Below are 20,437 nucleotides of genomic sequence, written 5' to 3' on the forward strand. Positions count from 1 at the left end.
ACCTGCGGCAAATATTAGAAATATAAGGATAATTCCCAAATCTTCCGGTTGCGGATTAAGGTTGTATCAACCGATTCAGCCAAAGATGCGACCACTCTCCATGATGGAGGATGCCGCCGAACCATCCGGAATGATTGCGGAATGGACGGTTCCATCAGTTTCAAGGCGCCGCTTCCCATGCACTTCATCGACCGACTTCTGCAAAGCCGTCGTATCGTCACCAAGGTCCTGCTGTTCGTCATTCCGCTCGTCGTTCTGATCGCCGGCGTCGGCATCCTCGGTTACCACACGGCCAATATCCTGAACGGCCACATGACGGTGACGCGGGCGACGATCGAGAACATCTCCGATTTCGAGAACCTGCAGGCAGCGCTGCAGGAATTCGTGTCCGACCCGTCGGATGCGAGCAAGGCGGATTTCGGCAAGGCGATCGATGCGCAGGAGAGCGGCGTGGTGCGCCTCAACGGCCTGCTGAAGACCGACGACCAGCACAGCCAGCTCACCGAAGTCAGAGGCCTTGCCGCCGCCATGCGCAAGCAGCAGGAGGTGCTGTGGGGAGTGCGCCAGCGCGAAGATGCAAGCGTTGAGGCTATGAACAAGACGGTGCAGGCGATCTCTGTTGCGGCTGAGGAGGCCGGCGGCCAGACGGATCTGGTTCGCAAGGATTTCACCGACAAGGAAGTCTTCGCCAAGGCACTGCTTTACGATACCGCCGCCTTCAAATCGCTGACCGACATCATGGGCGCGATGCGCGTCGATATCCAGATGGGGTTCACGCCGGAGGAGCAGATCGAGGCAGCCCAGCAACACATTGCAAAGATCCTTGCGCAACTCGATGTCGCCAAGAGCATGGTGTCCAAGGACGGCCAGCCGCTGATCGGGCAGGTCTCCGAGACAGCCGGCAAGCTCGATGCTCTGTTGAACGGTACCGGCACGCCGGATGAAAAGGCTTCCGGCATGGCGCCGATCCTGACGGGTTTCGTCAACACCGAAGGGCAGATGACGCTGCAGGCGGCCAAGAACAGCGATACGGCATCTGCCCGCTTCGTCAGCCTCGACAAGAGCATTGCCGAACAGCGCGAGTTGCTGACCTCGGTCGATCAGGTGCGCGAGATCACCGACCGCCTGCAGGTGCATGTCAGCCAGATGCTGAGCGCACGTGTTGTCGCGTCGCGTGAGGTCGTTCTCGCCGATCTCAAGGCGCTGACCGAAACCGCGGCGAAGATTTCAGCACTCGGCGCCAACGATGCGGTCATGAAGGCCCTCTCGGACGAGGTCGCCTCGGCTGCCGCTTCGCTGACATCAGGTTCGGCCGACATGCTGAAGGCGGCTGCGGACTGGAAGGCGGCCCGCCAGCAATCCTCCGAAATCCTCTCCGGCGCCATGGCCTCGCTTCGCCAGTTCGTAAGCCAGGCGCAGGAACTCGGCAAGGAAGACAGCGAGCGTTCGGCCAACGTCTCCGTCTTTGCGATGATCCTCGGCACGCTGCTTGCCATCGTCGGCGGGTTGATGCTGGTCGAGACGCTGCGCGGCCCGCTGAAGCGCGTCTCGGATGTGATGACACGGCTTGCCAATGGCGATCTCGAAGTCGCCATCGAAGGCCGCAGCCGCGGCGACGAAATCGGCGACATGGTGCGCTCGGTCGCCGTCTTCCGGGATGCGGCGGTTGAAAATGTCCGCCTCGAAAAGGAGGCCGAAAGTGCGCGGGCGCTGTCGGCCGATGAAACGAACCGCCGCGCCGCCGAGCGCGCCCGTATCGAGGCCGAGCAGAAGCAGGCGCTGAATGCGCTCTCCGACGTGCTGCAGCAGCTCGCCGAGGGCAATCTGGAAGCGGGCATGCGCAGCGATCTCGCCGACGATTTCGTCGAGATGGCCGATACTTATAATCACGCCGTCGAGGCGCTGCGCCAGACGCTGTCGGATGTGCGCGGCGCGACTGTCGAGATCAAGGGTGGCACGGGCAACCTTGCATCTTCCGCCGACGATCTTGCCCGCCGCACCGAACAGCAGGCGGCCGCACTTGAAGAAAGCTCACGAGCGCTGCGTCACCTCAGCGACGTCGTGCGCTCCACCGCCGACCGCGCCAAGCAGACGGCGCATTCCGTCAACGAGACGCAGGTTTTCGCGACCCGCTCCGGCGAAGTCGTCGCCAAGGCTGTCGATGCCATGGGCGAAATCAACCGCTCGTCCGACAAGATCGCCACGATAATCGGCGTGATCGACGAGATCGCCTTCCAGACCAACCTCCTGGCGCTGAATGCCGGCGTGGAAGCCGCGCGTGCAGGTGAGGCGGGCCGCGGCTTTGCGGTCGTTGCGCAGGAAGTACGCGAACTGGCCCAGCGCTGCGCCAAGGCGGCCCGCGAGATCAAGGAACTGATCTCGGCAAGTTCCGGCCAGGTGCAGAGCGGCGTGCAGCTGGTCGAGGAAACCGGCCGGGCGCTCGCCGAAATCATCAGTCATGTCGGTGGCGTACAGCGCCTCGTTGCCGAGATTTCAGYGGCAACCGGCGAACAGTCGACCGGCATCCACGAGGTCAGCAAGGCGGTGCATGACGTCGAGCTCATCACTCAGCAGAATGCGGCGATGGTGGAAGAAAACAACGCCGAAATCCAGGGCCTGCGCCAGCGCGTCGACATGCTCTCCGACAAGGTCAACCGCTTCCGCACCGGCGGCGAGGACGAGGTGCGTGGCTATCAGCGCGCGGACGGCCGCTGGGGCGGCCGGGCTGCTTGAGCTAGCCCATCAGGATGATGTCGAAGAGCCCGCGGTCTTCGGACCGCGGGTTTTTTCTTTTGAACAATTTGGCGATCCGGTCGTTTTCCAACCATGTCCAACAAAGGAGATTTTGGAATGGATTGGAACCGTGTTGAAGGCAACTGGAAGCAGATGAAGGGCAAGGTCAGGGAACAGTGGGGCAAACTCACTGACGACGACCTCGACCAGATTAATGGTCGACGGGAGCAGCTCGAAGGCAAGCTCCAGGAACGCTACGGCTATGAAAAGGATCGCATCCGCAGCGATGTGGACACCTGGTACAACGGCCAGTCCTGGCACTGATAACAATCTAACGTCAGTAGTAATTCCACATCAGAAAGACTTGGCCCCGCTTTTGCGGGGCTTTTTTTGAAGCCTAGCCCAGCGTTGTCCTCGCGATGCTGAGGACCCGCGCCAAATCCCATATGGGGCTTTGCGTTACAGAAGGGGTCCAGGGTTCGCGGTAGCTTCAGCTCATATAGCCGCCATCCAGCACCAGCGGGCTGCCCTGCATGAACGATGAGGCGTCCGAGCAAAGCCAGAGCACACCTTCGGCAATCTCGTGCGGCGTGGCGATCCTGCCGATCGGCGTCTGGGCGATGATGGCCTCGGCGATCTCGGGACTCTTCTTCATATGGCTCTCGACCGCGGGCGTATTGACCCAGCCGGGACAGATCGCGGTAATGCGGATGCCTTCGCGCGCATATTCGAGTGCCGCACTTTTCGTCAGCCCGATAACGCCGTGTTTTGCGGCTGCATAGGCCGCGCCGCCCGGAAAGGGATAGCCGCGCAGGCCGTCGACGGATGAATTGTTGACGATGACGCCGCGACCGTTCTTCTGCATGGCCGGGATCTGATGGCGCATGCAGAGGAACACCGATGTCAGGTAACCGTCGATGGTCTTGCGCCAGGCATCTTCACCGAGGTTTCCGACTGGTGCGCCACGCCCGCCGCTGCCGCCATTATTGAAGGCGTAGTCAATCCGCCCATGTTGCTTGAAGATACCGGAGATCAGCCGTTCTACGGCCTTGCCGTCAGCCACGTCGCATTCGATCCAGCTGGCGCGGTCAGCCGGCAGGCTGGCAAGCGCCTGTTTTGCGCGCTTCTCGTTGCGGCTGGCGATGACGACCGTTGCGCCCTCACGCGCAAAGCCCTGCGCGGTGGCAAGGCCGATGCCTGACGATCCGCCTGTGACGAGGGTGATCTTGCCCTGCATTTCCGGGTAGCGTTTCGGTGGGAGATCAGCGGGCATTCGACGGCTCCTGTTCACGCAGTTATCACATGGGACAGCGCCTTGCCGGTCCTTCGCGTTGCTCGGGGCATTCGTGACTGCAATCGATCACTGGATCGATTGCTGCCGCTCTGCGGGACCGTCACTTACCCGCCGGTAACACTCATATGCCGGGCGACAGCCGGCCGCTTGTGGGTGCGGTCGATGATGAAATCGTGGCCCTTGGGCTTGCGGGTGATGGCCTCGTCGATTGCGGCGTGGAGCAAGCCGTTGTCTTCGGTGCCTCGCAGTGCTGCGCGCAGGTCGGCGGCATCGTTCTGGCCGAGGCACATGTAGAGTGTGCCGGTGCAGGTGAGGCGCACGCGGTTGCAGCTCTCGCAGAAATTATGGGTGAGCGGGGTGATGAAGCCGAGGCGGCCGCCGGTCTCTGCGACCTTGACATAGCGGGCAGGGCCGCCGGTCTGGTAGTCGATATCGGTGAAGGAGAACTGCCGTTCCAGATCGGCCCGCAGCTTGGAGAGCGGCAGGTACTGGTCGGTACGATCCTCTTCGATCTCGCCCATCGGCATGGTTTCGATGACGGTGAGATCCATGCCGCGGCCATGCGCGAAGCGCAGCATGTCGGGCATTTCCACCTCGTTGAAATCCTTCAGCGCCACGGCATTGAGCTTGATCTTCAGGCCGGCTTTCTGGGCGGCATCGATGCCGTCAATGACCTTGGCGAAATCGCCCCAGCGAGTGATCCTGCGGAATTTTTCCGGATCGAGCGTGTCGAGCGAAACGTTGATGCGGCGCACGCCGCAGTCATACAGCTCCTCGGCGTGACGGGCGAGCTGCGAACCGTTGGTGGTAACAGTCAGTTCATCGAGGCCCGAGCCGATCCGGCGGCCAAGCTGGCGCACCAGGTGCATGATGTTCTTGCGCACGAGCGGTTCGCCGCCGGTGAGCCTTATCTTGCGCACGCCCTTGGCGATGAAGGCGGAACAGAGCCGGTCGAGCTCTTCCAGCGTCAGCAGATCCTTCTTCGGCAGGAAGGTCATGTTTTCCGCCATGCAATAGGTGCAGCGGAAATCGCAGCGGTCGGTGACGGAGACGCGAAGATAGGTGACCGCCCGCCCGAAGGGGTCGATCATCGGTGATGCATCCGCAACCAGCGGCGCAGCATTGCCTATCGTTCCGACTCTGGTGTTCACATCAATCTCCGTGCTCTCCTCAATGTGGGCATATGCTATTGTGGCGTCAAGGGAAACAGGCCTCGGGGGCAGGCCAATTTGAGCTTGCGCTGAAAAAGATCAGCGCCTACTCCTCGCAGAAGAAGAGGACATAGTGATGAGCGATATCTGGCCTAGCGAAATCAGGGTCTCGAAAGACCGCCAGAGGCTGGTGGTCAGCTTCAATGACGGGCAGAGCTTCGATCTCTCGGCCGAGCTGCTGCGCGTGCAGTCGCCGTCTGCCGAAGTGCAGGGGCACGGGCCGGGGCAGAAGGTAACGGTGCCTGGAAAGCGCAACGTCGCCATCGTCTCCGTTATCCCGACAGGCAATTATGCCGTGCGCATCGGCTTCGACGACATGCATGACACCGGCATCTACACATGGACCTATCTGCGCGAACTCGGCGAGCGCGGCTTCGAACTCTTCTCGGCCTATGAGGAAGAGCTTGCGGAAAAGGGAATGAGCCGCGACGTGGCGGAAAAGCCGCGCTGATCGCAATAAACTGAGGGGCAGACGAGGGGGCACATGACGGAAACACATAATAAGAGCTGGCTGCGAGCCCACGGGCATACCGGCAGCAGGGTCACATTCCTGGAACTCTTCTTCGATCTCGTTTTCGTCTTTTCCATCTCGCAGCTGTCACATGCCCTCTTTGCGCATTACACGCTGCTGGGTGCCGCCGAAGCCGCATTGATGATGTTTGCCGTCTGGTGGGTGTGGATCTTCACCGCCTGGGCGACGAACTGGCTCGATCCGGAGCGCATGCCGGTACGATCAATGCTGATCGTGCTGATGCTGCTCGGCCTCGTGCTGTCGGCCTCCATTCCCGATGCCTTCGGCGAAAAGGGCCTGCTGTTTGCCTGCGCCTATGTGCTGATGCAGGTCGGCCGCTCGGCCTTCACCACCTATGCGATGCGGGCTTCCGGCCGTTCGGCGACGATCAATTTCGTGCGCATCACCACCTATTTTGCCGTTGCCGGCATATTCTGGATATCAGGCGGTCTGCTGGAGCATGAAGCACGGCTGGTCTGCTGGGTAATCGCGCTCCTGATCGAATATTCCGGGCCGGCGCTCGGCTTTGCGGTGCCGGGCCTCGGCAAATCCAAAACGGAAGAGTGGGACGTTTCCGGCGCGCATATGGCGGAGCGATGCGCGCTCTTCATCATCATCTGCCTTGGCGAGGCGATCCTCGTTTCCGGCCGCACTTTCTCCGAAATGGAATTCTCGGCCATGACCGGCGTGGTCTTCCTGATCGGCTTTATCGGCACGGTCGCCATGTGGTGGCTCTATTTCCGCTTCGGCCATGAGCGGGCGGCGCATCGCATCGAGCATGCCGATACGCCGGGGAGCCTTGCACGACTGGCCTTCACCTATGCCCATATCCCGATCCTTGCCGGTATCATCGTGCATGCCGTGGCGGTCGAATGGATGTTCGAGCATCCGCACGAGGCGGGCAATCTCGCCGTCGCCGCCTCCGTTCTCGGCGGCTCCGGCCTCTTCCTGATCGGCAATCTCTGGTTCAAGGGTGCGACCAGCGGCCGCCTGCCGCTCTCCCATCTCGCCGGCATCGTGATCCTCATCCTCTGCACATTCTTCGCGCCCTTCATGCAGGTCTATGTGATGGGCATTCTGGCGGCACTGGTGCTGATCATCGTTGCAGCCTGGGAATACAAATCGCTGACGCGCGGGCCGGCGGGGCCGGTGCTCCACTAACCCTCGTCTCTCAAATCCTGCAGCAGCACACCGATGATGCGCTCCATCGAATCGGCGGTTGCCATGCATTGCTCGATCGGCTCGGCCGAGAGCGTGCGCTCGATGAGGCCGGTCTGGATGGCCATGGCCTCCTCGGTCAGCTTGCGGCCCTCTGATGTCAGGTGCAGGCGCAGCACGCGTTTGTCGCGCTCGTCGTCGCGGCGCACGATCAGGCCGCGCTTTTCCATCTGCGGCAGCAGCATGCTCATGTTCGAGCGGCCGACCAGCAGTTTGCGGGCCAGCTCCTGCTGCGAAATGCCTTCGAAGCGGTAGAGATTGACGAGAATATCGAGATGCGGCGGCTTGATATCGAGATCCGATAACGAGCGCGCCAGGGATTGTTGCATGAGCTGGCAGGCGCGAGCCACCGCGATCCAGCTGCGAAAACGCGGATGATCCCAGGGTAGGGATTGATTTTTGTTCATCGTTGTACTTTATTGTTCAGTGTTGAACATTATCGGAATCCCATCATGGCAAACTTTGCGCTTGAGGTCACCCGCCTCGGATTTTCGCTCATGCAATCCGTTTCGCCGCGTCTGGCGGGCGAGGCCGCCTTCCGGCTCTTCTGCCGCACGCCGTCTGCCAGACCGAAGGGCGAGAAGGCGAGGGCGGCGCATGCAGCGGGTGTTGCCAAGCTCGCCGGGGCTGAGCGCTTCCTGCTGCCCGTCGATGGCAGGCGCGCTCATGCCTATAGGCTGAACGGCGGGGCGCTCGGGCGGCGCAAGCGCTATCTCGTCACGCATGGCTGGGGCTCCGGCATGGCCTATATGGCAGATCTCCTGACGATGCTGGCGGATACCGGCGCGGAGGTAATCGCGCTCGACTTTCCGGGCCACGGCCGCGCCGGCGGGCGCTTCCTGCATATGGGGCTGGCCGTAAAGGCGATTGCGGCGGCGCAAGCCCGCTTCGGTCGCTTCGATGCCGTGATCGGCCATTCCTTCGGCGGTGCGGCACTGATGGTTTCGGCCTCCCGCATGCTTCCTGATGTAAAGGCCGTTTCGGCCGAGCGCATGGTGCTGATCGGTTCGCCGAGCGAAATGCACTGGCTGTTTACCGATTTCGGCCGGATGCTGCGGCTGAGGCCGGCGGCTCAGGCCGCACTCGAGGATGTCGTGCAGCGCGTCACCGGCCGGAGACTGGAGGAGTTCGACGCGGGAAAGACTGCCGCAGGCATCGGCAAGCCGGTACTGGTCATCCACGCCGAGGACGACAAGGAAGTCAGTGCCGCCCATGCGCGGCGTTATGCGGCTTCCGGCGGGCATGTGCGCCTGTCCTGGGCCAACGGCTTCGGCCACCGACGCATCATGTCGGCCGCCCCTGTTCTTGGCGAGGTGGCGGCGTTTCTGGCGGAGGCAAACATCAAGAAACCTGCTGAGATCATTCCGATTTTTGAGCTTCCGGCGCGCCGCGCATCGGTGTAGCGTCCGGCCGGTCGCAGGGCAGGCGGCCGGCACCATGGCGGGACACAGATGAAGATCATCAGCACTATCGACGAGCTCAACGAAATCTATGGCGCGGGACTGTCGCAGGCCTCCGTCGACAAGGTGACGAAGGTGCTGACGCCGCTCTATCGTGGAATGATCGAGATCTCGCCCTTCGTGGCGCTTGCGACCGTCGGCCCTGATGGCCTCGACTGCTCGCCACGCGGCGATCTCGGCGGCGTGGTGCGCATCATCGACGATACGACGCTGCATCTTCCCGACTGGCGCGGCAACAACCGTGTCGATTCGCTCTCCAACATCGTGCGCGATCCGCGCCTTTCGCTGATGTTCCTCATTCCGGGCTCCAACACGGTGATGCGCATCAACGGCCGCGGCGTCGTTTCCAACGACGAGGCGCTGCTTGAAAGTTTCGAGATGGACGGCAAGCATCCGCGCACCGTCGTCGTCATCAGCATCGTCGAGGTCTATTTCCAGTGCGCCCGTGCTGTGATGCGCGCCGAGCTGTGGAACGCCGAGCATTTCGTCGACCCGGCGAACCTGCCGACGCCAGGCCAGATGCTGAAGGATGCGGTGGGTGATTTCGACCACGAGACCTATGATCGCGAATGGCCGGTGCGGGCTGCAAAGACGATGTGGTGAGGTGAGGGCGTCACCGGGGTGACATAGACTAAAAGACCCGCCACAAACCCCTCCCCACAAGGGGGAGGGGTTTTGACAAGACATGCCGGACAGCCACTCATCTCCATGTTCTCGGACAGGCCCGACGTGTCGAAGAGATGCAGGAGACTATGTCAGGCCGCTACTCTTCTCGGAAAGAGCACGGCGTCCGATGCTGTTCTGACACCATCGACGACAAGCTCCTCCCCATAGAGTCGAGGCACCTGAATCCCCAGCCTTCCGTGCAGCGCCCCAGCCGAACGCGGCAGGAAGGGCAGGAGGCAGCGTGCGACGATCGCCAGCCCATAGACCTGCTCGGCAAGGCATGCACCGAGACGATTGACTGTCACCTGCCGTTCAGCGGGCGTGAGGTCGCCAAGCAGCGCCTTCGCATCCGCCCATGGTGCGCGTTTGGCAAAGCGCCGGTTCGCCTCACTGACAAAGGCGAAGATATCGGCAAGACCGACATGCAGCTCATAAGCATCGAAAGCCGCGGCCACCTTCTCTGGAAGCCGCGCCGCCTCCTGCGTGAAATCACTCTCCTGCAGCGGCGGAACGACCCCGCCGAAAGCAGACGAGACAAGCGCCAGCACCCGGTTGGCGAGATTGCCGAGCTGGCCGCCTAGCTCTCCTGTCCATGCGGCTTCCAGACGGTCGGCAGAGAAGTCGCCATCGTCGCCCGAGCGTATATGCCGGAGCAGATAATAGCGCAGTGCATCCGGCGTGCCGTAGGCATCGATAATGCTATCCGGATCGATACCGTTGCCTGCCGATTTGCCGATCTTCCTGCCATCGACCGTTACATAGCCATGCACCGATATCGACGACGGCGGCGGCAGGCCGGCCGAGAGCAGGATGGCCGGCCAGTAGATAGCGTGGAATTTCGAGATGCCCTTGCCGACGATGTGGATGCGCTGGCCGTCACCTGCCCAGTAGCGCTTGAAGAGTGTCTGATCGGAGCCGTAGCCGAGCCCCGTCAGATAGTTCGCGAGCGCGTCGAACCAGACATAGACCACCTCATCTCCATCAGGGACGGGAATACCCCAGCCGCGCGCCCGCTCGGTGCTGCGTGAGATGCTGATATCCTGAAGGCCGCGTCGCAGAAGGGCCACCACCTCGTTGCACCGGTGCGCCGGAACGATCGTGAGTTCGCCGCTCTCGATGAGCTGCAGGATCCGGTCACCATAGCGGGACAGGCGGAAGAACCAGTTCTCCTCCCTGACAAGTTCGAGGGGGACGCCATGTTCTGGGCATCGGCCGTCAACGAGTTCTGCGGCCTCGTAGAATTGCTCGCAGCCGACGCAATAGAGGCCTTCATAGGCCTTGCGATAGAGGTCGCCATTCTCAGCACAGGCATTCCACAAGGCGTGCACGCAGGCGACATGCCGCGGGTCACGCGAGGTGCGCACGAACTCATCATTGGAGATATCGAGCCGCGTCCCAAGCCGCTCGAAGCGGTCGGCATTCACATTGACGAAATCCGCCACGGGCAGGCCGGCAGCTTCCGCCGAGCGGACGTTCTTCAGGCTGTTGTCATCGGTGCCGCCCTGAAAGCGGACATTTTTGCCGAGCAGGCGGAAGTGGCGGGCATAGGCATCGGCCTGCACGAGTTCGAGCGCAAAGCCCACATGCGGGGCGGCGTTCACATAGGGGATCGAAGTGGTGATATAGGTCTTGTTCATCGGTTGATCCTTTCGAGGGCTGGTTGCCCCGCGAGACGGATCGTCAAATGAAAAGACCGCCTCGAGGGCGGTCGTTGTGCATTCTGGACGCACGAAACCCGCCACGCTATGAGCGCAGCATCATCACTGACGTGTTGATGACGGTTCTGTCCATGTAGGATGTGGTATCATCGGGCGCGAAATCAGACAAGCGCGGTCTCAGGCATTTTCCGTAGGATGAAATTTCAATGCCTCAACCAGCATCGTGAAGGCGGGCGAGGGATGCCGTCTTGACGGGTAGTAGAGGTGATAGCCGGGAAAGGGTGGCGACCATTCATCCAGCACCTGCACGAGACGCCCGCTGTCCAGATATTGCCTGACGACGTCTTCGTGGACAAAGGCCAAGCCATAACCATCGAGTGCCGCCCTGATCATCTGCGGCACGCCATTGAACGCGACCTGCCCGTCGACCCTGACGCGCATCTCATGTCCGCCGCGTTCGAACTCCCAGGGGTAGAATCCGCCATAGGTTGGCAGGCGTATGTTGATGCATCGATGCGCCGTCAGCTCCTGCGGCGAGGCGGGCGCCGGTCTTTCCGCCAGATATGGAGGAGCGCCCACGACGATCATTCGCGCCAGCGGCCCAATGCGAACGGCGATCATGTCTTTTTCCACTTGGTCGCCAAGCCGGACGCCGGCGTCGAAGCGCTCAGCAACAATGTCCGTCAAAGCCAGATCTGCGATCAGCTCGACCTTGATATCGGGATAATCGGCCAGGAATTTCGACAGCTTCGGCCACAGAAGCGTGTCGATCGCATGTTCGCCCGCGGTTATCCTGAAACTTCCCGCAGGCTTTTCCCGGTATTCGCTCAGCGCCGACAGTTGTGCGTCGATGCTGCCGAATGCCGGGCTGAGGGTTGCCAGCAGTTGTTCGCCTGCCGTCGTCGGCGCGAGGCTGCGCGTCGTACGGGTCAACAGGCGAACGCCCAACCGTTCCTCCAGCCGGCGAATGATGAGGCTCAGCGACGACTGCGATGTTCCCAGACGCGCAGCCGCCTTGGTAAAACTCCGCTCCTCGGCAACCGCCAGAAACGCCATGAGATCGCCCAGATCCTCGCGCCGCATTTATTGACCTCCGATATAAGTCCAATCTCATATTACCGCCTAATCGAAACAAAAGGCAGGGTCTATGGTGTCGGGCAGTGACACCAGCCTGCCAGTAATGGATGGAGCCTCGATCATGGCATGGTCAAAAGACGAACTGACGCGCATCTCCGTCTCCGATGATCTGCATATTTCGCCTTTCCGTCATGGCGGTGTCACCTATGGCACGCCGACGTGGATCTGGTCGGCCGTGGTCGACGGCGCCCTGTTCGTGCGCGGTTACAATGGCCAGGCTTCGCGCTGGTATCAGGCGGCGCTGAAGCAGAAAGCCGGGTGTATCAGCGCAGCAGGCATGACGGCGGACGTCACGTTTGAGCCGGTTGCTGATCCGGCAATCAACGACAGGATCGATGATGCCTACAGGGTGAAATATGCCGGAAGTCGCTACCTCGATCCGATGATCGGGGCGCGGGCAAGGGCCGCCACGATCCGCGTCGAAGCGGTCMGCACCTCATAGACCCGAATGGACGAAGCATTGCCGAACTCTCATACCTCGCACCACACGTCAGGTCTGACGGTAACATGCGCCTCATCCGCAATCGGTCACACTGCACAATCCGTGCATCGAGAACAGGAGAACCAAATGGAAAAGCGCAAACTCGGACAGGGCCTTGAAGTCTCGGCATTGTCGCTCGGCGCCATGGGATATGGAAAAGCCCGTGAACTGCCTGACAGGACCGAAATGATCTCGCTCATGCGCAGCGCAGTCGAGCGCGGGATGGACTTCTTCGACACGGCCGAAGTCTACGGCCCCTTCACCAATGAAGAAATGGTCGGCGAAGCCCTGGAACCGCTGCGTGATGAGGTCAAGATCGCGACGAAGTTCGGCTGGGATGTCGATCCTGTTACCGGCATCCATCATGGCAGCGTCAACAGCAAACCCGATCATATCCGCCGTGCGGTCGAAGGCAGCCTCAAGCGTCTTCGCACGGATCATATCGATCTGCTCTATCAGCATCGGGTCGATCCCGATGTACCGATGGAAGATGTAGCGGGCGTCGTGAAAGATCTGATCGGCGAGGGGAAGGTGCGCTGGTTCGGCCTTTCGGAGGCTGGTGCCGGCTCCATTCGCCGCGCCCATGCCGTGCAACCGGTCGCAGCACTGCAGAGCGAATATTCGCTCTGGACCCGTGAGCCCGAAGCTGAGGTGATCCCAACGCTCGAGGAACTCGGTATCGGCCTGGTGCCGTTCAGCCCGCTGGGCAAGGGTTTTCTGACCGGGAAGATAGGCACGGGGACGGAGCTCGATAAATCGGATATGCGCAACAACATTCCGCGCTTCGCACCGGAAGCGCGCGAGGCCAATCTGGGGCTGGTCGACCTCATCCGGCGCATCGGCGAAAAATACCATGCAACGCCGGCGCAAGTGGCGCTTGCCTGGCTGCTCGCACAGAAGCCCTGGATCGTTCCCCTGTTTGGCACCCGCAAGCTGGAGCGCTTCGAGGAGAATATCCGATCGCTGAGCGTTCAGTTGACGCCTGATGATCTCAAGGAAATCGAAACGTCCAATATCAAAATCCAGGGTGCCCGCTATCCCGCCGAGCACATGCGTCGCGTCGGGCTTTGACCGGCGGCCATGTCGCTTCGGTTTTAGCTGAAGGCCGGCATGGCTGCTTTCCAGCCATTGTAAGCTATCCTGCGCTGTCTTGAAGCGCATTGAGGATGCGGTGGCGATGGAAGCGTGAGAACCGGCGGCTGCGCGTGCGCCGCAGTCAGGTACGAAGTCGAAGGCGAGCCGTATCAATCCGGGCTCTGCCACTGTACCAAATGCCGGAAGCTGACCGGTTCCATCTTTTCGGCAACGGCGAACTGGCGGCGCTCGAAGTTCAAGATGGACGGCGAGATCAGCACCTACGACAAACGGTCGTTCTGCCCAATCTGCGGATCGCGGCTGTTCTTCATGTTCGACGATGGCGTGGAAGTCTTTATCGGCACCCTGGATCAGGCACCGAACGACATCCACCCCATGGTCGAGGTCTGGACCATCCGCCGCGAACCCTGGCTGCCACGGGTTCCGGATGTCCGGCTCTACGATGAAGACGAGCACGCGCCGTCAGATCGGTAGGCACGCGGGTTGTCAGTAGAAGGTCGATTTGAACGGAACGATTGCCGAGCCCATGGCGGCGGCGTCGCCTGAAATATCCGACACAATGAGCTTGGGGTGCGGGCGAGGCACGCCGTAGCGCGGGCGGCCGAAAAGTTCGGTGCGTTCGCTCAGCATCTGTGCCAGTCCCGGCGGCACCTGGCCGCCGAAGACGATTGCCTGCGGGTCGTAGATCGCCCAGATGGCGTTGATGAGACGGTTATAGGCGGGTGTGATCTCCTCGACCCATTCCGCCACGCCCGGCCATTTCGGATCGAAATTCCTGCGCAGGTAAGGGATCGACGGCACGTCGACATTGTGGCGCTTGAGCTTCTCCAGGAGCAGCTGCAGGGCAGGGCGTCGGATCATCTCCTCGTCGTCATACATGCCCGAGAATTCGCCGGCATTGCCGTTGCCGCCGGCCAGAAGTTCGCCGTCGTTGATCAGGCCGCCGCCGAAGCCGTAATTGAAGCTCAGATAGGCGAAGTGCTTGATGAAGCGGCCGGCGCCGAACATCGCCTCGGCGACAGCGCCGGCGCTACCGCCGTTCAGCAGCCAGACGGGCTTTTTGAAGAGATCGCTCAGAAGCGGTCCCAGCTCGATCAGCGACCATTCATGCAGCGGCATCGAGGCATTGTATTTTGTCCCTGATATCAGAGCGCCCGCAATGCCGAAGCCGATGCCGAAGAAGGTCTCGTCATCGAGGCCGTTCAGCTGCTGCATTTCGGCAATGCGTTCTTGCACGCGATCCAGCGCCTGGTTCATGCCCAGCTCCCTCAGCGAGATGTCGCTTTCACCGAGCACATTGCCTGACAGGTCCACCAGGCAGATGTCGACCACGTCGGAATTGACGGAAATACCGGCCGAATAGGCATGGAGTCCGTTGAGCCTGAGCATGGGGCTCGGCTGGCCGCGGCCGAGGCCCGGCTTGGGAGACCCCAGCGAAACGATACCGCGCTCGACGAGCTGGTCGATGATGCGATGGACCGATTGCTGTGTCAGATCCGTATGGCCGGTGATCTCGGATCGCGACAGGCCGGGGTTGCGCCAGATAAGCTTCAGCAGGCTGCGTTCATTCGCGGAGACGACGATTTCTTCTCCCGGACGCCGGAACCGGGACGCAATCAACGGTTCGGGAAAATAAGCCATGACGCACCTCGAATATACTACAAAAGTGTAACTGCAACATATATGGCAACCGCAGGTGCCTGCATAACGGGCTTTATGCTCTCAATCAAGTCGAACTACGTCATCGATTTGTTACACACAAAGTGTACTAACACGGCCGTTCACGATCCGGACGCTGATCCGGCGGGTTTCAAATTCAGGCGAGGGCAAAATGAAGATTTCCATTCTGGTGGCTGCGGCCGCCCTGATGACGGCTGCGTGTTCTTCTGCGCAGGCTGCCAATTTCGAATTCTGGTACGGCAATACGGGAAGCGTCGAAAAGGCGATCCTGGCGCAATGCGAAGCCTTCAATGCGTCGCAATCTGCCAATCACGTCACCTGCGTCGGGCAGGGGAGCTATGAAGTTTCCATGCAGAAGGCGATTGCCGCCTATCGCTCGAACAAGCATCCGGTGCTGATCCAGTTCTTCGATGCCGGCACACTCGACCTGCTTTTGTCCGACGCCGTCGTTCCGGTTCAGGACGTGCTGCCCGATGTCGACTGGAACAGCTACATCAAGGGCGCGCGCTCCTATTACGAAACATCAGGCGGCAAGCTCTATTCGCAGCCCTATAATGCCTCGACGCTGCTCTTCTACGTCAACAAGACGGAGCTCGAAAAGGCCGGCGTCACCGAGATGCCGAAGACCTGGGAAGACATCATCGAAGCTGCGCGCAAGCTGAAGGCATCAGGCCATGAGTGCCCCTACGTCACCAATGGCGAGCCCTGGTCGATGTTCGAACAGTTTTCAGCCCGTCACGGCCTGCCGATCGCTTCGCAGCATAATGGTTATGACGGCTTGAACGCCGAATATGTCTTCAACACCACCTTCGTCGCCAAGCACCTGCAGAACCTCGTCGACTGGCGCAAGGAAGGTCTCGTGAAGATAGCCAGCGACACCAAGGCCGGCAATTACACGGCCGCCTTCAATTCCGGCGAATGCGCGATGATGGAGAATTCCTCCGGCTCCTACACGGACTCGTCCAAGGCCTTCGACGGAAAGTACGAACTCTCCGTCAGCCTGACGCCGATGTACAAGGGCTATGAGCGCCACAACACCTTCGTCGGCGGCGCCTCCATCTACATCATGAAGGGCCACGAGCAGGCCGAGATCGACGGCGCCAAGGCCTTTCTCGATTTCCTGCGCAAGCCCGAACAGCAGATGTTCATGACCGCCTCCACTGGCTACGTGCCCGTCACCAATGACGTGCTCGATGCGATCGCCAAGAGCGGTGACGCCGGTTCGCGCAAATATGCGACAGCAGCCGTCGGCATCGAATCGATGAACGAGCCCGGCACGCCCGATACGCGCGGCATCCGCCTCGGCTTCTACGTGCAGTTCCGCTCGGTGCTGCTGGAAGAAACCCAGAAGGCATTTGCAGGCACGCAGACCATGCAGGTGTCGCTCGATAACGCCAAGAAGCGTGGCGACGAACTGCTACGCCGCTTCGAACAGACCTACAAGACAGCAAAGCTGCCCTGATCCATCTCCGGTGCGGCGCTTCCCCGTCGTCGCACCGGCTTTTCTCGAAATGGACATGCATGATGTCGTCGGAATCTTCGCTTTTCAGCCATCGCTGGCTGCCGCTTTTATTGGCCGCACCGTTGCTGCTGCTGATCCTCGTCTTCTTCTATGCGCCGATCGTCCAGGCCTTCTACTGGTCCTTCTTTCTTGAAAGACCCTTCGGCGGCGGGTCGGAATTCGTCGGCTGGGATAATTTCCGCCGTGTGCTTGCCGATCCGGAATTCTGGAATGCCGGCTGGCGCACCGTCGTCTTCATGGTAGTCGCCTCGTCGCTCGCGGTCGCTCTGCCGCTGATCCTGGCGGTGGCAGCGGACCGGAAGATTCGCTTGTCGATGACGGCCCGCAACGTGCTGGTCTGGCCGAAGGGGGTGGCGGGTGCCTCGATTGGCGTCGTCTTCGCCTTTGTCTTCAATCCCTTCGTCGGCATACTGGCGCCGATCAACCATTTCTTCCCGGGCGCATGGGCACCGGGGCTCGATGGCACTGACGCTTTCATCACACTCATCGTCGCGCATGTCTGGAGCGGCATTCCCTTCAATTTCGTCATCCTCCTCGCCGGGCTGCAGTCCATTCCGCGCACGATGTATCAGGCGGYCGCCATGGATGGCGCAGGACCCTGGCGGCGCATCTTCGATGTGCAGCTGCCGCTGATCATGCCGCAGCTTTTCCTGACGCTGGTGCTGGAATTTACCGAAAGCGTCACCTCCGCCTTCGCGCTGATCGACACGATCACCAAGGGCGGACCGGGCGGGGCCACCAATCTGCTGGTCTACAAGATCTTTACCGATGGTTTCAGCGGTTATGACCTGTCGGGCGCCTCCACCCAGACGGCCATCCTGATGGTCTTCGTCGTCCTCCTCACCGCCGCGCAGTTCCTGCTTCTCGGCCGCAGCATCAATTACGAACGGTAAGGGCCAGCCATGATCGAAAATGCTCGCTCGCTCAATTTCGCCGCCAGCGCCATTCTGCTCGTCGGTATCGTCTTCATTCTCGGGCCGCTCTACCTGACGCTCGCCAATGCCTCGCAACCTTACGAGTTTCTGCTGCGCAACGGGCTTGCCTGGTATCCCGGCGATCATTTCATCGCCAATGTGACGCGCGTCTTTACCGAGACGCGCATCCCGATCCAGATGCTGAACAGCATGCTGGTGGCGCTTTATGATGCCTTCTTTACCTGCATGCTATCCTTCCTCACGGCCTATGCGCTCGTCTGTTTCCGCATCCGTTGGGCCGGCATCGCCTTTGCGGCGATCCTCGCGACGATCATGCTGCCGATCGAGATCCGCGTCATCACCACCTATCAGGTGGCGGCCAATGTCTTTTCGCCGCTGAATGCACTGCTGGATCTGACCGGCGCCAATGCGCTGATCGAAGGCCTGTTCGGCGCGCCTGTTCATCTGGAACTCAGCGTTCTCGACACGCATTTCGGCCTTGTGGCGCCACTGGTCGCGCATGGAACCGGCACCTTCCTGTTCCGACAGTTCTTCCGCACGCTGCCGGCTGATCTCTTCAAGGCGGCGCGCATGGACGGGGCAGGGCCGATCCGCTTCCTCTTCCATATCCTGCTGCCGATCTCGCTTAGCAGCTTTGCCGCGCTCTTCGTGCTGACCTTTCTCAGCGGCTGGACGCAATATCTCTGGCCGCTGGTTGCGGCCTCCAAGCCAGAGATGACAACCGCCGTCGTCGGTCTGGCGCGGCTCGCACCCGACATGGAGGGCGAAATTCCAGACTTTCCGATGATCATGGCCGGTGTCGTGGTCGTCTCGATCATTCCCCTTGCGATGATTGCGCTCCTGCAGCGCTACCTCGTGCAAGGCCTCGTTCTTTCGGAGAAATGACGTGAACGCCATCGATACCGCCATCCGCACCGCGGCCACCAACATCACGCTTTCAGGCGTCACCAAGGCGTATGATACAAAGGCTGTCGTCATCCCGCCGCTCGATGTCGAGCTGCGTGCCGGCGAATTCACCGTCGTGCTCGGTCCGTCGGGCTGCGGAAAATCCACGCTGCTGCAGATGATTGCCGGGCTTGAGGCCGTCAGCGGCGGCAAGATCCTGTTCGGCAATCGCGAAGTGCAGGGCCTGGAGCCGAAGCAGCGCGGCTGCGCAATGGTCTTTCAGAATTATGCGCTCTATCCGCATATGACCGTGTTCCAGAACATGGCCTATAGTTTGCGCGTCGCCGGCCTTCCGAAGGCCGAACGCCAGCAGCGGGTCGGCGCTGTCGCAGAAATGCTCGGTCTATCAGCCTATCTCGACCGCAAGCCGGGGCAGCTTTCGGGCGGGCAGCGCCAGCGCGTGGCGATCGGCCGGGCGATCGTGCGTGAACCCGGCGTGCTGCTCTTCGACGAGCCGCTTTCCAATCTCGATGCGCAGCTGCGCCACGACATGCGCGTCGAACTCGCCGATCTGCACAGGCGCATTGGGGCCACGACCGTCTTCGTGACCCATGACCAGGTGGAGGCGATGACGCTTGCCGACCGCATCCTCATCCTCAACAGGGGCAGCGTCGAGCAGTTCGATACACCGAAGGCGATCTATCATCGCCCGGCCTCGGTCTTCGTCGCAAAGTTCATCGGCGCGCCGCCCATGAACATTCTGCCTGTCACCGGCGACGGCTCCGTGTTGCGTCTGGCTGACGGGCAGGCGGTTGCCGAACACCACAAGGCCGGCGAATTTCAGCTCGGCATCCGCCCTGAGGATATCGCCGTCGAAACGGGTGGGCCGATCAAAGGCCGGCTCAAGCATTTCGAGGATCTTGGCTCGCATACAGTGCTATCAGCCGATCTCGCCGGCGCGCCCGTTCGTATCGCCACACCTTTCGGCGCGGATATCGATTCCGCAACCGAGCTTTCCTTCTCCTTCCCGCGATCCCGGCTGCACCTGTTTGATGGCGAGACAGGCCGTGCCATTCCGGATGCATTCGCCACGCATTGAAAGACCTCTCCATGAACTACACAAACTACGTGCGCGACCCCAGCAGGGATTGCGCAGTCGCGGCGCATCGCGGCATTTGGCGCAACGCGCCGGAAAACAGCCTCCCTGCCATCGAAGCGGCGATCCGTGCCGGTTGCGATATCGTCGAGATCGACGTGCGCCGCAGCGCCGATGGCGGCCTCTTCCTGCTGCATGACAAGACGCTGCATCGCATGGCGGGTATCGACGAGATGCCGGAGACACTGACATCCGCGCAACTGGCCGGCCTGACGCTGAAGAACCGCGATGGCGGCGAAGGCAATGAGATGACGGGCGAAAGACTGCCGAGCCTGCGGGATCTCTTCGATCTCACCCGCGATCGCATCTTCCTGCATCTCGACGTGAAGGACCGGACCGTCATTCCCGAGGTCATCGCCTGCGCCCGCGATATGGGCGTCGCGGCCCAGGTGGATTTCTGGGGCAGTCTTCGATCGGCCGAGGATCTTGCCTGGGTGCGCGAGGCGATCATCCCGCACGGCGTGCTGTTCATGGCCAAGTCACGGATCGGCGCTACGCATGCTGAGGCCGAGCTGGATCTGCTGTTCCAGCTCGCGCCTGATGTCTGCGAAGTCTGCTTCGACCGCATCGAGGATATCGCCGGTCTCCAAGCTCGCGCCCGTCAGACGGGCATGGCGCTCTGGGCGAACACGCTCGATTCCGTGGCCTTTGCCGGCTTTACAGATACGACTGCCATGCAGGATCCCGACGCCATCTGGGGCCGGCTCATCGAAGCCGGCATCTCGCTGATCCAGACCGATGAACCGGTCGCACTGAAATCATATCTCGCCAGCCGCCGCGGCTGACACATAAGGA

Annotated in this window: 20 protein-coding genes; 14 read left to right on the forward strand and 6 right to left on the reverse strand. The window is 61.2% G+C overall.

Going from position 1 to position 20,437, the window contains the following annotated elements; genetic code table 11:
• The first annotated feature begins 177 nt into the window (after nt 1-177).
• Both AC1D35_RS09045 and AC1D35_RS09050 read left to right on the forward strand, forming a co-directional pair.
• On the forward strand, nt 178-2,733 hold the full coding sequence (locus tag AC1D35_RS09045; protein ID WP_477938543.1) for a methyl-accepting chemotaxis protein: 2,556 nt from the start codon (nt 178-180) through the stop codon (nt 2,731-2,733).
• Nucleotides 2,734-2,850: 117 nt separating this feature from the next.
• A complete protein-coding gene (locus tag AC1D35_RS09050; protein ID WP_113301435.1) occupies nt 2,851-3,057 on the forward strand; it encodes a CsbD family protein in 207 nt (68 codons plus the stop codon).
• 166 nt (nt 3,058-3,223) lie between these two features.
• On the opposite strand, the gene AC1D35_RS09055 is transcribed toward AC1D35_RS09050, so the two are convergent.
• Both AC1D35_RS09055 and moaA read right to left on the reverse strand, forming a co-directional pair.
• On the reverse strand, nt 3,224-4,006 hold the full coding sequence (locus tag AC1D35_RS09055; protein ID WP_477855285.1) for an SDR family NAD(P)-dependent oxidoreductase: 783 nt from the start codon (nt 4,004-4,006) through the stop codon (nt 3,224-3,226).
• Between the two features lie 125 nt (nt 4,007-4,131).
• Complete coding sequence (gene moaA / locus AC1D35_RS09060) at nt 4,132-5,178, reverse strand: GTP 3',8-cyclase MoaA (protein WP_113308387.1); 1,047 nt, start codon at nt 5,176-5,178, stop codon at nt 4,132-4,134.
• Between the two features lie 136 nt (nt 5,179-5,314).
• On the opposite strand from moaA, the gene AC1D35_RS09065 reads away from it, so the two are divergent.
• The gene (locus AC1D35_RS09065; protein WP_113308386.1) at nt 5,315-5,689 is read left to right on the forward strand and encodes a gamma-butyrobetaine hydroxylase family protein; all 375 of its coding nucleotides are present in this window, start codon (nt 5,315-5,317) and stop codon (nt 5,687-5,689) included.
• Nucleotides 5,690-5,722: 33 nt separating this feature from the next.
• Entirely contained in the window at nt 5,723-6,910 is a 1,188-nt protein-coding gene (locus tag AC1D35_RS09070) for a low temperature requirement protein A (protein ID WP_113301438.1), read from the forward strand.
• On the opposite strand, the gene AC1D35_RS09075 is transcribed toward AC1D35_RS09070, so the two are convergent.
• Nucleotides 6,907-7,374: a MarR family transcriptional regulator gene (locus AC1D35_RS09075; RefSeq protein ID WP_113308385.1), complete on the reverse strand. Its 468-nt coding sequence runs from the start codon at nt 7,372-7,374 to the stop codon at nt 6,907-6,909. The genes AC1D35_RS09070 and AC1D35_RS09075 overlap by 4 nt on opposite strands.
• Before the next feature lie 45 nt (nt 7,375-7,419).
• Between AC1D35_RS09075 and AC1D35_RS09080 the strand changes: the two genes are divergently transcribed.
• Together AC1D35_RS09080 and AC1D35_RS09085 are read left to right on the forward strand one after the other, a co-directional pair.
• Nucleotides 7,420-8,370, forward strand: coding sequence for an alpha/beta fold hydrolase (locus AC1D35_RS09080; RefSeq protein ID WP_113308384.1), 951 nt, complete (start codon nt 7,420-7,422; stop codon nt 8,368-8,370).
• Nucleotides 8,371-8,418: 48 nt separating this feature from the next.
• Nucleotides 8,419-9,030 carry a pyridoxamine 5'-phosphate oxidase family protein gene (locus tag AC1D35_RS09085; RefSeq protein WP_113308383.1) on the forward strand — a complete coding sequence of 204 codons (612 nt, stop codon included), beginning with the start codon at nt 8,419-8,421 and terminating at the stop codon, nt 9,028-9,030.
• A 152-nt stretch (nt 9,031-9,182) separates the two neighbouring features.
• Here the strand turns inward: AC1D35_RS09085 and AC1D35_RS09090 are convergent, their stop codons facing one another.
• Together AC1D35_RS09090 and AC1D35_RS09095 are read right to left on the reverse strand one after the other, a co-directional pair.
• Nucleotides 9,183-10,730 carry a methionine--tRNA ligase gene (locus tag AC1D35_RS09090; RefSeq protein WP_113308382.1) on the reverse strand — a complete coding sequence of 516 codons (1,548 nt, stop codon included), beginning with the start codon at nt 10,728-10,730 and terminating at the stop codon, nt 9,183-9,185.
• A 198-nt stretch (nt 10,731-10,928) separates the two neighbouring features.
• Nucleotides 10,929-11,834, reverse strand: coding sequence for a LysR family transcriptional regulator (locus tag AC1D35_RS09095; RefSeq protein WP_113308381.1), 906 nt, complete (start codon nt 11,832-11,834; stop codon nt 10,929-10,931).
• Nucleotides 11,835-11,949: 115 nt separating this feature from the next.
• Between AC1D35_RS09095 and AC1D35_RS09100 the strand changes: the two genes are divergently transcribed.
• The 3 genes from AC1D35_RS09100 (at nt 11,950) to AC1D35_RS09110 (ending at nt 13,938) form a co-directional block, all read left to right on the forward strand.
• Nucleotides 11,950-12,330, forward strand: coding sequence for a DUF2255 family protein (locus AC1D35_RS09100; protein ID WP_477938531.1), 381 nt, complete (start codon nt 11,950-11,952; stop codon nt 12,328-12,330).
• A 126-nt stretch (nt 12,331-12,456) separates the two neighbouring features.
• Complete coding sequence (locus AC1D35_RS09105) at nt 12,457-13,440, forward strand: aldo/keto reductase (RefSeq protein WP_477938532.1); 984 nt, start codon at nt 12,457-12,459, stop codon at nt 13,438-13,440.
• A gap of 114 nt (nt 13,441-13,554) precedes the next feature.
• The gene (locus AC1D35_RS09110; protein WP_113308379.1) at nt 13,555-13,938 is read left to right on the forward strand and encodes a GFA family protein; all 384 of its coding nucleotides are present in this window, start codon (nt 13,555-13,557) and stop codon (nt 13,936-13,938) included.
• Nucleotides 13,939-13,950: 12 nt separating this feature from the next.
• Here AC1D35_RS09110 and AC1D35_RS09115 read toward each other — a convergent pair whose 3' ends face one another.
• Complete coding sequence (locus tag AC1D35_RS09115; protein ID WP_113308378.1) at nt 13,951-15,105, reverse strand: ROK family transcriptional regulator; 1,155 nt, start codon at nt 15,103-15,105, stop codon at nt 13,951-13,953.
• 190 nt (nt 15,106-15,295) lie between these two features.
• On the opposite strand from AC1D35_RS09115, the gene AC1D35_RS09120 reads away from it, so the two are divergent.
• The 5 genes from AC1D35_RS09120 (at nt 15,296) to AC1D35_RS09140 (ending at nt 20,427) form a co-directional block, all read left to right on the forward strand.
• Nucleotides 15,296-16,606, forward strand: coding sequence for an extracellular solute-binding protein (locus AC1D35_RS09120; protein ID WP_113308377.1), 1,311 nt, complete (start codon nt 15,296-15,298; stop codon nt 16,604-16,606).
• A gap of 62 nt (nt 16,607-16,668) precedes the next feature.
• A complete protein-coding gene (locus AC1D35_RS09125; RefSeq protein ID WP_477938533.1) occupies nt 16,669-17,559 on the forward strand; it encodes a carbohydrate ABC transporter permease in 891 nt (296 codons plus the stop codon).
• 9 nt (nt 17,560-17,568) lie between these two features.
• Nucleotides 17,569-18,486, forward strand: coding sequence for an ABC transporter permease subunit (locus AC1D35_RS09130; RefSeq protein WP_113308376.1), 918 nt, complete (start codon nt 17,569-17,571; stop codon nt 18,484-18,486).
• Nucleotide 18,487: 1 nt separating this feature from the next.
• A complete protein-coding gene (locus AC1D35_RS09135) occupies nt 18,488-19,585 on the forward strand; it encodes a sn-glycerol-3-phosphate ABC transporter ATP-binding protein UgpC (protein WP_113308375.1) in 1,098 nt (365 codons plus the stop codon).
• Between the two features lie 11 nt (nt 19,586-19,596).
• Complete coding sequence (locus tag AC1D35_RS09140; RefSeq protein ID WP_113308374.1) at nt 19,597-20,427, forward strand: glycerophosphodiester phosphodiesterase family protein; 831 nt, start codon at nt 19,597-19,599, stop codon at nt 20,425-20,427.
• Nucleotides 20,428-20,437 lie beyond the last annotated feature (10 nt).

This window comes from Rhizobium sp. P1_E6 (assembly GCF_056405875.1).

What these genes read in the sequence shown, in the direction of transcription:
- AC1D35_RS09050 (WP_113301435.1), top strand. Translation starts at nt 2,851, where the DNA reads ATGGATTGGAACCGTGTTGAAGGCAACTGGAAGCAGATGAAGGGCAAG.
- AC1D35_RS09055 (WP_477855285.1), bottom strand. Translation starts at nt 4,006, where the DNA reads ATGCCCGCTGATCTCCCACCGAAACGCTACCCGGAAATGCAGGGCAAG.
- AC1D35_RS09065 (WP_113308386.1), top strand. Translation starts at nt 5,315, where the DNA reads ATGAGCGATATCTGGCCTAGCGAAATCAGGGTCTCGAAAGACCGCCAG.
- AC1D35_RS09070 (WP_113301438.1), top strand. Translation starts at nt 5,723, where the DNA reads ATGACGGAAACACATAATAAGAGCTGGCTGCGAGCCCACGGGCATACC.
- AC1D35_RS09075 (WP_113308385.1), bottom strand. Translation starts at nt 7,374, where the DNA reads ATGAACAAAAATCAATCCCTACCCTGGGATCATCCGCGTTTTCGCAGC.
- AC1D35_RS09080 (WP_113308384.1), top strand. Translation starts at nt 7,420, where the DNA reads ATGGCAAACTTTGCGCTTGAGGTCACCCGCCTCGGATTTTCGCTCATG.
- AC1D35_RS09085 (WP_113308383.1), top strand. Translation starts at nt 8,419, where the DNA reads ATGAAGATCATCAGCACTATCGACGAGCTCAACGAAATCTATGGCGCG.
- AC1D35_RS09090 (WP_113308382.1), bottom strand. Translation starts at nt 10,730, where the DNA reads ATGAACAAGACCTATATCACCACTTCGATCCCCTATGTGAACGCCGCC.
- AC1D35_RS09095 (WP_113308381.1), bottom strand. Translation starts at nt 11,834, where the DNA reads ATGCGGCGCGAGGATCTGGGCGATCTCATGGCGTTTCTGGCGGTTGCC.
- AC1D35_RS09105 (WP_477938532.1), top strand. Translation starts at nt 12,457, where the DNA reads ATGGAAAAGCGCAAACTCGGACAGGGCCTTGAAGTCTCGGCATTGTCG.
- AC1D35_RS09115 (WP_113308378.1), bottom strand. Translation starts at nt 15,105, where the DNA reads ATGGCTTATTTTCCCGAACCGTTGATTGCGTCCCGGTTCCGGCGTCCG.
- AC1D35_RS09120 (WP_113308377.1), top strand. Translation starts at nt 15,296, where the DNA reads ATGAAGATTTCCATTCTGGTGGCTGCGGCCGCCCTGATGACGGCTGCG.
- AC1D35_RS09130 (WP_113308376.1), top strand. Translation starts at nt 17,569, where the DNA reads ATGATCGAAAATGCTCGCTCGCTCAATTTCGCCGCCAGCGCCATTCTG.
- AC1D35_RS09140 (WP_113308374.1), top strand. Translation starts at nt 19,597, where the DNA reads ATGAACTACACAAACTACGTGCGCGACCCCAGCAGGGATTGCGCAGTC.